The sequence below is a fragment of the Infirmifilum sp. genome, from assembly GCF_049970975.1.
GTDB classification, from domain to species: domain Archaea; phylum Thermoproteota; class Thermoprotei; order Thermofilales; family Thermofilaceae; genus Thermofilum; species Thermofilum uzonense.
This window is the reverse complement of the sequence record NZ_JBMFLX010000006.1, coordinates 34,767-44,853: the sequence shown is the minus strand read 5'-3', so window position 1 is coordinate 44,853 and position 10,087 is coordinate 34,767. Positions and strand designations below refer to the sequence as shown.

Sequence of the window (10,087 nt, the reverse complement as noted above, 5' to 3'; positions counted from 1 at the left end):
AGACACAACCCCCCAGAGGAATAACCCGGGAGCCACCCCCCAGTGGTGCAGGCCGCCGGCAACATTTTGGAAGCACTTTCGCTCTAAACGGTAGGGTTATTAAGTTTAGATAGAAATGTATTACGTCTGTATGACGTTCGACCTTGAGGTAATAATGGGGGATCTAACGGACACTGAGCGGAAGATCGTCGAGTTTTTCATTAAACAGGGTGGAACTGCACGTGAAATTGCCTCGTCGCTCAACGTATCTGAGCGTACAGTATACAAAGCACTTTACAAGTACCGTAAGATAGCCCGTGAAAAAGGTATTGACCCTAGCGCTTTCTATCTTCGAGGAACAATTCAAGTACCGGCAAGATCGTCTAACAGTTCTCCTGTGATACAACCAGATCATATTGAGCTTCTTAAGAAAGAATTGCTAAAGGAACTCGCTGAAATACTTGAAAAAAGCGTTCACGAGGCTGTTCTAAGTGCATTCGAGGAACTCTCTTTAGCCTCAAGTGCAACTCTTAGAAGAAGTTCTCCAATGAGAACCCCTCAGCTCAATTCAGAGGAACCTGATATAACCATATATAGAAGGCTTGCTGAAAACCTTGAACGCCTGAACTATAACATTGAGAAGTTATCAATTAAACTGGAAAACCTCAATGGGGGACAGCTAACGCAGAAAATAAGCTACCTACAGTATAGTACTGGAGACAATAACCACGGAAATAATGAAATGCTGCCTAGTTTTGTCCAAAACAATCCCTGGATTGAGGTATTACAGAAAAAGACCAAGAGCACTAGTAGTTTAAGATAATAACTTTTCCAGATTCTTAAGACACTCTCGTAACGTTCAAGACATCTACTTGGCTTACGCCTGGTGTACCTAATAAGATGTTTTCTATCTCCTCGGTGCCTCCTTCAGTTTCCTCAGGCATCAGAATTACTAAACGCAGAGCCTCGAGACCAAAAGCTATAGGTTCGGACTGGTACTGAGCTACTTGATATTTCTCGGGAAGTTTCTCAGAAATCATCTTGTACAAGTCCTCGGGTTTAATTTCGGCGTCTTCAGGCAAAACTCTTACCAATATAGCAATTTTAGCCATTCCACTCACCTACGGTCCCCTAAAGCCACATTTGGGACACACATATGGATTACCTTGCATTCTACATTTTTCGCAACGCCATATAATAACTTCACCACATTGAGGGCATCTGAAGCTTGTTGCCTTTTCGAAGGGAGGTATTGGTCTCCCACAGGAAGTACACTTAGGGAGGGTTAAAGCCTTAGCCATACGTGACCGTGATAAGAGAACTCTGCTTCATTTAAATCTTTTGCAATTTCTATGTGCGCATTCCCATCCTAGTAAATCGTCCAAGTATTCGCTCGTAGCAAGGTACCCTTAATCCATACCGAGAACAAACTCACGGGCCCGCCGGGACTCGAACCCGGGACCTACGGCTATCTACGAGCTGTATGCTCCGCAGGCCGCCACGCTTCCATGCTACGCCACGGGCCCCTTGAGAAATTTCTCCACTAGCCTTATAAGATTTTTCCCTGAGAATAGATAAATGCTTTTATAATACATTCAGCGTATTTAATCGTAGCATGGCTAGATGTGAGCTCTGCGGTGCTGAGTTAAGGGGTATAGCTTACCGCATAGTATTGGACGGCGCTGAAATGATCGTGTGCACTCGCTGTGCTAGAGGAAAAACTGTACTGGGAAGCATAAAAATAGGGGTGGAGCCTTCAAGGCAAACTTTTAAGGCAAAAGCTCCCGTGAAGTATAATAGAAGAGATACAGAAGAAGTTATCGTCGAAGGATACGGCGAGATAATTAGGCAAGCCAGAGAGAAAATGGGTCTAACGCGTGAACTGCTAGCTGTGATGGTTGGCGAGAAGGAATCAACTATACGCCGTATAGAGTCAGAGCAGCTTGAACCACCCATTGAACTTGCCCGTAAACTCGAGAAAGTATTAAAGGTTAAACTGGTTGAGGTCTATGAGATCGGCGATGAAGATTACGGCGGAGGGTCAAGCGAGTATGAGCTGACCTTAGGGGACATAGCCGAGTTTAAGGATTAATCTATGTCTGCCAACGTTATATTAGTTTTTAGATTTGAAGATAAAGTAAAGAGGTCTCTCATAGAGGAAATGATTGACCTCGCAGAAGCGGCTGGCTATCATGTGGTCGATATCATTACCCAGACCCGAGCGGAAGACCCAAGGTACAACATTGGTATTGGAAAAGTTGAGGAATTAAAGAGGGTAGTATTGGAAAATAACATTAAAAAGGTTATTTTCTACAACATGCTTCGGCCTAGTCAGGCCTATAATCTAAGAAAGGAGCTTAAAGTCGAGGTAATGGACAGGTACGAGCTTATCTTGGAAATTTTCGCTAGCAGAGCAGGTAGCCGAGAAGCTAAGATGCAGATAGAGCTTGCAAAGTTAAAAAGGGAGTTGAGTTTTGCCCGAGAGTACATCAATTTGCAAAAGCGTGGCGAACTCCACGGCTTCCTAGGAGGAGGAAAATACGCTGTCGATGCCTATTACACTTACATTACACGACGTATCTCCCAGATAGAACATACACTTGAGAAGGCCAGGCTACAGAAAAGCATGAGATGGTCTAGGCGTAGTGGAGGAGGACTATACTTGGTTTCCTTGAGTGGGTATACTCGCGCTGGTAAATCTACTCTATTCGAGCAATTAACGCGAAAGGAAGCCTATATAGATGGTAAACCCTTCGCGACCTTGTCAACGCTTTCTCGACGCACAAAGATCTCGGGTTATCCCGTTGTAGTGACTGACACCATAGGTTTTATAGATAGTCTTCCCGATCAACTCTTTGATGCTTTTTATACGACACTTGGTGAAACACTGTTCGCCGACGTGATAATTTTAGTTGTCGACATTTCTGAAGAGATTGATGAAGTAATGAGAAAATTCAATACTAGCATTGAGATTCTTTCAAATCTAGGGGTCTCCTTCAATAAGATTGTCGTAGCGGCTAACAAGATTGATCTGACCGACCCCTCTGATGTTCACAAAAAAGTGAACTTCCTGGCCGCAAGCAAATTACCTGTGATCCCGATATCTGCTTCCAAAGGTATCGGTATAGACGCTTTATCCAAGGTCATAGTCTCAAAGCTACCCGACAAAAAATCAGAAACACTGATAGTGGAACCAAATCACAAGGATGTTCTGGAGGAAGCTCTCATTAAGTGTAAGGTTCATGAGCTGACGCCTGACGGTGAGGGCAGAATCCGGATTATTATCGAAGGTAGATCGGAGATAATTGAGAGATTAAAAGCCAGGTGCTCTTAAATGAATCTCCGTAGAATATATGTTTTGAGGATAGGACATCGCCCGGTTCGTGATCACCGTGTTACAACCCATGTAGGTCTTGTAGCCAGAGCTTTTGGCGCGGACGGCTTGTTCCTAGAGGAAAAGGTTGAAGATTCCGTTGTACAAACCATTCGTAAGGTTTGCTACACCTGGGGCGGAGATTTTAAAGTTGAAAAACTCAAAGATCCTATCAATTTTGTTCGCGAATGGAAGAATAAAGGTATTGTTGTCCATCTAACAATGTACGGCTTAAACATAGCAGATGAAAGCATGTTAAATTTAATAAAAAGCAGTGAGAGAGATATTTTGGTAGTAGTGGGAGGCGAGAAGGTTCCTAGAATATTATACGATCTTGCCGACTATAATATTGCAATCGGGAATCAACCGCACAGTGAGGTAGCTGCGTTAGCGATATTTTTAGATAGATTTTTTGATGGAAGAGAACTGCTGAGGAACTTTCCAGGGGCCAGGGTACGCATTATACCCTCATCTCGTGGGAAAAAGATTCAGAGGGTGATGTGATGTCCTCTGAGAAGATAATAGCCTCCTTAGCAAGGAAGATACATGGAGAACGCGCAGAACAGATTATACGGCTCCTGATCGAGAAGGTAGAGATGTCTGACGAAGATATAGCAAAGGAGCTAGGTACGAACGTCGAGGAGGTTAGGAGAATCCTGAACGAGTTGTTTGAGTCGCGTCTAGTTAAGTACAGACGTGCAAGAGACGAGATCATCGGATGGTATAAGTATTTCTGGAGGATAACAGACGAGCCGATAGGTAGGATATTGGAAGACAGGAAAAGACTCACATTAAGTGTGCTTCAAAAAGCGTTAAACTACGAGAAAAGTACAGAGTTTTACGTATGTCCCAACTGTAAAAAACGTTTTACACTTACTGAAGCGGATGAAAACAATTATATCTGCGATGAGTGCGGCTCTATCTTAGAACCCTTCGATAACTCTAACGCTATAGCAAAATTAGAGAATAGTATTAAGAAGCTTCAGAAGTGGATTATTGAAAACGAGTGAAGCACAATAGAAAAAAGTATAGGCGAAAACCTTTTATCATGTATTCCCTCCTGGAAGGTAACAGAATTATGGATACTAAGAAAAACTCAGTGAACATCCTCGAGAAGAGACAGCTAGAGGCTGTAATATATTATCAATATGGAGTAGAACTCTCTCTAGATGTTGAACGCAACCAAATAGAAGTTACGAGATCCAGAAAAACAGGACGTATAAAGCAGATTTTTTTGAATAAAAAATATTTTGCTTCCTTAAGAGCAAAAGATGGATTTATAATACCTAGTATTTATGGTTGGAAGTATATTGCATCTGCTTCAGCTTCGACGCTGCCATGCATAGAGATAAAGGAAGACATAGCGCAATTCATAGCGGATGGTAAGACCCTTTTCTCGAAACATGTTGTAAGAGCACACGCAGATATTCTACCTGGAGACGAAGTTTGCATAAAGACCGTAAAAGGCGAAATTATAGCATCAGGTAAAGCTATCCTTCCAGGAACTGAGATGGGAATAATTAGAATAGGTAAGGCCGTTAAAACTAGAAAAACAGCTAAAAATAGTTAGAAGTTAGAGCAAAAAATTAACCCTTATTTCTCTGAAAGACGACATAACGGAACTGTCTACGATTCTCAATACGCGCATTGAACCTTTGCCTAAGTATGCCCTCGATTTCCCTATAATAATATTGATTGGTCAACCATGCAGGGGGTCTAACGCGCGGTACTAGTCCTCTTATAACATTTATGTCCGTTGTTCTCTTAACGTAAGACACATAAGCGTATCTAAGTAGGGTACGGAGCTTTATTGAAATTTGATTCGACTTAGTGGTTGACAAAAGCTGCTCAACCACTGCAACGAGATGTTCAAGAAGTTTTTCCTTTTCCTCACGAGGCTTATCCTCCATATGAACCACAGGTTATCATTTAAGCTTAATGTCCATTTCATGAAAAAATATTTATTTTTTTCGTGTATGAAAATTCTTTAATCGACGTTTAACGAATGAATCTCAATCAATATGAAGACCTATTGTCCGGAGATTTTTCAGGATATCGCGGAAATCAATGCCGAATATCTCGGCTATTTTCTCCACCCTTTTAAGAACAGGTTCTCTAGAGTACATGTCGTCTGAATATAATTTAGAAATTTCCTGGCCCGATATTTTAAAAGCTAGAAAATTCACATGTTTTCTTTGCATTATTTTATCTTCAACTTCAAAAACACATAGGTACATGCCCTCGGAAAGATCATTAAATTCAAGGGTTTTAACGTCAGCGTTGCCATGGGCGATGTCATTGAGTGATAATCCTATTATTGGAGGAAACAAATTATCAAAATCGAGATAGTCTTCCTCTGTGAATTCCCTCGATAAATTCGGCGAGACCGGGTGTAATTCTCCTCTATCTACAAGGAATAAGAAAGACTTAACACTTATGTGCAGAGGCCTGGGGTCTTGTGTCTCAATACTAAGATTAAATAACTTGAGTTTCATTTCGACCGCGCATCTTAGTCCTCGATTACGGGTATTCCAAACCTCTTAGATGCTAATACATGTTGCTCGTAGCTGATGGCATCTATATCGATGATGTCCTTATAGTGTCTCTTATAAGGTTCTCCCGAAATAAGTTTCTTAATGTTTCGCTTATACCCAATGTCTTTAAGAGATTTCCCTGTAAGCTTCTCCCAATCGCTTATAGAGTAGGAGAAAGCTTTTTGGGCCCTATCCCTGTAGAGATCTGAAATCACATTGAAAGAGCAGAAGGGAACTTGTCTTCCATCTGGCATGATATAGTGGATGTCACACCTCATAACCCTGGCCACATCGTGATTATAGAGATCCTGGAAATGCATCATTCCCAAGAAAAGCGTATTGTAGTGAAATTCTCCTAAACTCTCATAGTTGTGCTTCACGAAGACCTCGTATAGTATTCTTAGGAACTTGTTTCCTTCACGTAGCCTCTTAGGGGCTTTCTTGAGATCCACAAATTTCCTAAGTTTTAATGTGACATCCAGCATGACCAAGTATTTGTTTTTACCCTTCTCAATTTCTTGAGCCTTCTCGTCGAGATACGCCAAAAACTCATCCACGTTAACAAATCTAGTTATCGGAATTATTTCACCATCTTCTTGCCACACATATGTAGCTGCACCACATGCAAAGTGTGTCGTAAAAGCTATCTGCGGTTTACCCGTTAAAGCTTCTATGAAACGTGATATTGGAACAACACTTGGAACAGGATACCAGTCTTCGCTTCGTATCTGACCATTCGTTTGAACCTCAATGGTCTTTATCACGTCTGGAATGGTTACTCTCTCCTTGTCTCGCTCCTTTCTTGGCATTCTCCCGGTGATAGATACAGGCTGGAAATTGACACCTCTAACAATATCGTTGTGACGTAGACCGAACCTGATTATGCTTCCCATCTCATTTAAATTATAACTTTTGATAACTGTTGGTACTAAGACAGCTCCGAGACCTGCCTTTCGTAAATTGTCTAATGCATAGGGAACCTCCCAGTGGTTCTTCGGGTTCGTGAAGGGAGAAACGCCGTCAAAACTCAAGTAGACGACATTAGTCCCGGCTTTTCTAACCTTAACTGCTAGCTCCGGGTCGAATGCCAGTCTTATCCCGTTCGTGTTCAACTGAATGTGGGTGAATCCTTCTTCACGGGCCATCCTTATTATGTCAACTAGATCTTCACGTAGCGTTGGTTCGCCTCCAGTGAGTTGAATAGCTGGAGGTTTAATTGGTTCAGCAAGCCTTGCCTGCCTTAACATGTACCTTATGTGTTCAAGTGTAGGTTCATAGACGTAGCCAGCTCTCGATGCATAGAAGAAGCAGTAAAAGCATGAAAGGTCGCATCTATTCGTTAAAACAATATTGATAAGGGCTGCGTTTGACTTGTGCCTGGGACATACCCCACAGTTGTAGGGACAGAGTGCCGATAGCGGAACATGCGTGACAGTATTACCTTTGCCGTCACGCTGGAAGGTACGGAACCTTTCATATGCTGCCGCATCGCCGAAATATAACTCTTCGAATTCACCATGTTCGGGACAGACCTTCCTTATCCATACTTTACCGTCTCTCTTAAACACCGCTGCGGTTAGCAGCGAATTGCATTCGGGACATACTGATTGTGTATATGTTATTAATTCCTCGCCTTCTTTCAAAGCTGGTCGTTTGCTAAGATATATCTTGTAGTCTACTCCGGGTCTAGGCATTAGAAGGGGTCTGACTTTTTCAGCTGTCTCTTTTATGGTATTATAAGAGGCCCCATGAAGAGACTTGTAATCTATGACCGGAGTTTCACCCTTCGAAGAAACCTCTATCCGCATATCAGTCATAATTATTCCCTAAATCCAGGCTTGTATTAAAAGTAATTCCTTGGTATTTTATAAAGTTTACCGTTATGACAACGGCATTAGAGAGCTAGGTACGAGAATACTTAAAGACCTCTTGAAGCTTTTCAAAGGATATTATTGGAAAGCTGTTCTTGAGAACATCCAAGGAATAAAACAATCTCTTCTCATCATCCTCGGAGAGCTGTAACCCCTCAGATTCTATTAAGTAGTTCAGAGTATCGAGAAGAGTATATGCTTCGAGCTTTAGCATCAGTCTCTTCTTCTCCAAGGCTTTTCTCTCCTCAACGTACTGCTCATAGGTAAGTTCCCTAAGAACAAGATGCCGTTCAGCCAGCAAGAGCAGCTCGTTCTTAATTTTTTTAAGTTCCTGCGCTATTTCCCATATTTTTTCAATGACTGCAACAGCGCCCTCGTAAGCATCACTAATTAAAACAATCTTTTTACCAGATATGCGTAGTCTATCGGGAGAAACCTCCATGATTTCTCCTGTTGTCTTCTTTATTACAACTTTCAAGGGCTGCTTTGTCTTTTTAGCTATATAGATCTTCCAGATAATACCAATTCTTGTTTCTCTAGCGTCATATACATCTTTTTTTACTATCTTTTCTAGAAGACGTTTATCGTTTATCTCGCTGAGAACAACTCCTCTCATCCTACATCTACATTAATTCTTTCAGTATTTCTACTTAAGAAGGAAAACATCATTTTTTGTTATAAGGCGTTTGTAATACAGCCATGTTACTTGGATATGAATGCTGAGTTAGTACATAATCTTTCCGTGGTTTGTGTACAGTTTTATAATAATAAATGGGATGAGTAGCCTAAACTATATAACGGGTGCTTGTTGAGTAGCATATGTATCCGGTGTGAGTCGATGAACGGAGATACCTACAGCTTAATCATGTGGATTATAGTATTGATGTTTTTCTCGTTTTTAACACAGGAGATGCAAATCTTTCGAGCTATTAGCGAGGTTGAAAATTACCTGATCATATTTCGTGAGACTCGAGATAAGTCCTTGAAGCTTCTTGCAGCTCAGCTTAAGCGTTATAGTGGAATCAAGGATGATAAGACGATTGAAACAAAAGTAACAGAACTGGTTGAAACTTACACTATTCTTCCTGTAGATCTTGATCCCTTTGGAATTGTCAAAAAGATAAAACATATCGTTCAAGTTGGGGAGAAGGGTTTAGAGGAAAGATTGCATCTTGTTGCTCCTACCGCTTCTAGGGACGAGATCCTGAATTTGTCTAATCTAGTTGAAGTCGCTAGAGCGCTCAACATAATATATAAGCAAGTGAACCATTATTATTTGATAGCTCGAAGATTTAAAAGTCTATGGCTTCTCATGCAGCTCAGCGCTCAAATGCCCTTTGTTCTTGAAGGAGTAAGGGCCATCGAGGGGGCGCTAGAATCGTTTAAGTACGGGGTCCCTATAGGTGACTCGGCCGGCCCGCTCGTCGCGAGTTACCTCGTTAGAAAAAATGCCCCAGAAAAGCGTCCTTTGGAACCCGTTAAAGACACCGAAGTTTATGACCTTGAACTTGACAATAAGAAAGTGTATGTCGTGAAGGCGAAGGGACCAGGAGGCACAGTTGGACACCTTGACGAGGCGCTACAATGGATTCTTGAGCGTACGACCCCCACGCATATAATAACTATTGATGCAGCACTTAAATACGAGGGTGAGGAATCCGGCTCCCTAGCTTATGGCTATGGAGTGGCCATGGGAGGAATCGGCGCAGAGCGTTTCATAATCGAGGAACTAGCTACAAAGAATAATATACCTCTTTATGCTCTGCTGATTAAGATGTCAGAGGCCGAGGCCCTCTCAGTGATGACGGAAAATATTTACAAAGGCGTAAAGAACGGCTTGCAAGTACTCGAAGAATTCATACGAGGCCTACCCGCTGGATCCGTTGTAGTAGTAATAGGTGTTGGTAACACGGTGGGTGTCCCATGAGCGACGTGATCTCTCAGGTGAAAAGACAGCGACTCCCAGCTTATATTACATTATTGGTTGGAGGATTTATCTTAATTATTGCTCTCCTGTACCTTTACTTTAAAACTAACATGGACACATATCTCTCAGGTGTGATATTACTCCTACTAATCGAAGGTTACGTGGCCTGGTCTCTTTACAAACTTATCTCTATAAAATCAGAGAAGAAATACCTAGTCACACATCTGCGCTGTAGTAATTGTGGCTATGAGATGGAGCGAGAATTTAGGGAAGGAGACTCCCTTTTTAAAGATGTAGAAACTTGCCCGAAATGCAAGGTCGGAAAACTGGTAGTCGAGGCAATCTTCCTCAGAGTAGAGCACACATAATAAAGGGGTCGAGGCAAAGGTTTAAATTACTAGAA

14 protein-coding genes and 1 tRNA gene are annotated in these 10,087 nt (G+C 41.9%); 8 read left to right on the top strand and 7 right to left on the bottom strand.

What is annotated here, in order from left to right; genetic code table 11:
* Window positions 1-130 precede the first annotated feature (130 nt).
* A complete protein-coding gene (locus ACP5KC_RS02385) occupies window positions 131-802 on the top strand; it encodes a helix-turn-helix transcriptional regulator (RefSeq protein WP_052884428.1) in 672 nt (223 codons plus the stop codon).
* A gap of 16 nt (window positions 803-818) precedes the next feature.
* On the opposite strand, the gene ACP5KC_RS02380 is transcribed toward ACP5KC_RS02385, so the two are convergent.
* The 3 genes from ACP5KC_RS02380 to ACP5KC_RS02370 form a co-directional block, all read right to left on the bottom strand.
* Entirely contained in the window at window positions 819-1,091 is a 273-nt protein-coding gene (locus ACP5KC_RS02380) for an elongation factor 1-beta (protein ID WP_052884429.1), read from the bottom strand.
* 9 nt (window positions 1,092-1,100) lie between these two features.
* A complete protein-coding gene (locus tag ACP5KC_RS02375; RefSeq protein ID WP_191118474.1) occupies window positions 1,101-1,280 on the bottom strand; it encodes a zinc finger domain-containing protein in 180 nt (59 codons plus the stop codon).
* A gap of 133 nt (window positions 1,281-1,413) precedes the next feature.
* A tRNA-Arg gene (locus ACP5KC_RS02370) sits at window positions 1,414-1,505 on the bottom strand.
* Between the two features lie 89 nt (window positions 1,506-1,594).
* On the opposite strand from ACP5KC_RS02370, the gene ACP5KC_RS02365 reads away from it, so the two are divergent.
* The 5 genes from ACP5KC_RS02365 (at window position 1,595) to ACP5KC_RS02345 (ending at window position 4,922) form a co-directional block, all read left to right on the top strand.
* Window positions 1,595-2,071, top strand: a complete 477-nt coding sequence (locus ACP5KC_RS02365; RefSeq protein ID WP_273433760.1) for a multiprotein bridging factor aMBF1 — start codon at window positions 1,595-1,597, stop codon at window positions 2,069-2,071.
* A 3-nt stretch (window positions 2,072-2,074) separates the two neighbouring features.
* Window positions 2,075-3,313 (top strand): GTPase HflX, encoded by a 1,239-nt coding sequence (hflX, locus tag ACP5KC_RS02360; protein WP_273433762.1) that lies wholly within the window; start codon window positions 2,075-2,077, stop codon window positions 3,311-3,313.
* Window positions 3,314-3,856: a tRNA (cytidine(56)-2'-O)-methyltransferase gene (locus tag ACP5KC_RS02355; protein WP_052884432.1), complete on the top strand. Its 543-nt coding sequence runs from the start codon at window positions 3,314-3,316 to the stop codon at window positions 3,854-3,856.
* Window positions 3,856-4,362: a TFIIB-type zinc ribbon-containing protein gene (locus ACP5KC_RS02350; protein ID WP_052884433.1), complete on the top strand. Its 507-nt coding sequence runs from the start codon at window positions 3,856-3,858 to the stop codon at window positions 4,360-4,362. Before ACP5KC_RS02355 ends, ACP5KC_RS02350 begins: the two co-directional genes overlap by 1 nt.
* Before the next feature lie 68 nt (window positions 4,363-4,430).
* Window positions 4,431-4,922, top strand: a complete 492-nt coding sequence (locus ACP5KC_RS02345) for a PUA domain-containing protein (RefSeq protein WP_191118475.1) — start codon at window positions 4,431-4,433, stop codon at window positions 4,920-4,922.
* Window positions 4,923-4,938: 16 nt separating this feature from the next.
* Here ACP5KC_RS02345 and ACP5KC_RS02340 read toward each other — a convergent pair whose 3' ends face one another.
* From ACP5KC_RS02340 to ACP5KC_RS02325, 4 genes are all read right to left on the bottom strand, one after another.
* A complete protein-coding gene (locus ACP5KC_RS02340) occupies window positions 4,939-5,262 on the bottom strand; it encodes a hypothetical protein (protein WP_052884435.1) in 324 nt (107 codons plus the stop codon).
* Between the two features lie 102 nt (window positions 5,263-5,364).
* Window positions 5,365-5,847: a hypothetical protein gene (locus ACP5KC_RS02335; protein ID WP_273433766.1), complete on the bottom strand. Its 483-nt coding sequence runs from the start codon at window positions 5,845-5,847 to the stop codon at window positions 5,365-5,367.
* Window positions 5,848-5,861: 14 nt separating this feature from the next.
* The gene (gene tes, locus ACP5KC_RS02330) at window positions 5,862-7,703 is read right to left on the bottom strand and encodes a tetraether lipid synthase Tes (RefSeq protein WP_273433768.1); all 1,842 of its coding nucleotides are present in this window, start codon (window positions 7,701-7,703) and stop codon (window positions 5,862-5,864) included.
* Between the two features lie 85 nt (window positions 7,704-7,788).
* Window positions 7,789-8,373, bottom strand: coding sequence for a hypothetical protein (locus ACP5KC_RS02325; RefSeq protein WP_052884438.1), 585 nt, complete (start codon window positions 8,371-8,373; stop codon window positions 7,789-7,791).
* Window positions 8,374-8,595: 222 nt separating this feature from the next.
* Between ACP5KC_RS02325 and ACP5KC_RS02320 the strand changes: the two genes are divergently transcribed.
* Window positions 8,596-9,684: a DUF1512 domain-containing protein gene (locus ACP5KC_RS02320; protein ID WP_273433770.1), complete on the top strand. Its 1,089-nt coding sequence runs from the start codon at window positions 8,596-8,598 to the stop codon at window positions 9,682-9,684.
* Window positions 9,681-10,052, top strand: coding sequence for a hypothetical protein (locus ACP5KC_RS02315; RefSeq protein WP_052884440.1), 372 nt, complete (start codon window positions 9,681-9,683; stop codon window positions 10,050-10,052). Before ACP5KC_RS02320 ends, ACP5KC_RS02315 begins: the two co-directional genes overlap by 4 nt.
* Window positions 10,053-10,087 lie beyond the last annotated feature (35 nt).

What these genes read in the sequence shown, in the direction of transcription:
- ACP5KC_RS02340 (WP_052884435.1), bottom strand. Translation starts at nt 5,262, where the DNA reads ATGGAGGATAAGCCTCGTGAGGAAAAGGAAAAACTTCTTGAACATCTC.
- ACP5KC_RS02345 (WP_191118475.1), top strand. Translation starts at nt 4,431, where the DNA reads ATGGATACTAAGAAAAACTCAGTGAACATCCTCGAGAAGAGACAGCTA.
- ACP5KC_RS02380 (WP_052884429.1), bottom strand. Translation starts at nt 1,091, where the DNA reads ATGGCTAAAATTGCTATATTGGTAAGAGTTTTGCCTGAAGACGCCGAA.
- ACP5KC_RS02385 (WP_052884428.1), top strand. Translation starts at nt 131, where the DNA reads ATGACGTTCGACCTTGAGGTAATAATGGGGGATCTAACGGACACTGAG.
- ACP5KC_RS02335 (WP_273433766.1), bottom strand. Translation starts at nt 5,847, where the DNA reads ATGAAACTCAAGTTATTTAATCTTAGTATTGAGACACAAGACCCCAGG.
- tes (WP_273433768.1), bottom strand. Translation starts at nt 7,703, where the DNA reads ATGACTGATATGCGGATAGAGGTTTCTTCGAAGGGTGAAACTCCGGTC.
- ACP5KC_RS02320 (WP_273433770.1), top strand. Translation starts at nt 8,596, where the DNA reads ATGAACGGAGATACCTACAGCTTAATCATGTGGATTATAGTATTGATG.
- ACP5KC_RS02325 (WP_052884438.1), bottom strand. Translation starts at nt 8,373, where the DNA reads ATGAGAGGAGTTGTTCTCAGCGAGATAAACGATAAACGTCTTCTAGAA.
- hflX (WP_273433762.1), top strand. Translation starts at nt 2,075, where the DNA reads ATGTCTGCCAACGTTATATTAGTTTTTAGATTTGAAGATAAAGTAAAG.
- ACP5KC_RS02365 (WP_273433760.1), top strand. Translation starts at nt 1,595, where the DNA reads ATGGCTAGATGTGAGCTCTGCGGTGCTGAGTTAAGGGGTATAGCTTAC.
- ACP5KC_RS02355 (WP_052884432.1), top strand. Translation starts at nt 3,314, where the DNA reads ATGAATCTCCGTAGAATATATGTTTTGAGGATAGGACATCGCCCGGTT.
- ACP5KC_RS02350 (WP_052884433.1), top strand. Translation starts at nt 3,856, where the DNA reads ATGTCCTCTGAGAAGATAATAGCCTCCTTAGCAAGGAAGATACATGGA.
- ACP5KC_RS02375 (WP_191118474.1), bottom strand. Translation starts at nt 1,280, where the DNA reads ATGGCTAAGGCTTTAACCCTCCCTAAGTGTACTTCCTGTGGGAGACCA.
- ACP5KC_RS02315 (WP_052884440.1), top strand. Translation starts at nt 9,681, where the DNA reads ATGAGCGACGTGATCTCTCAGGTGAAAAGACAGCGACTCCCAGCTTAT.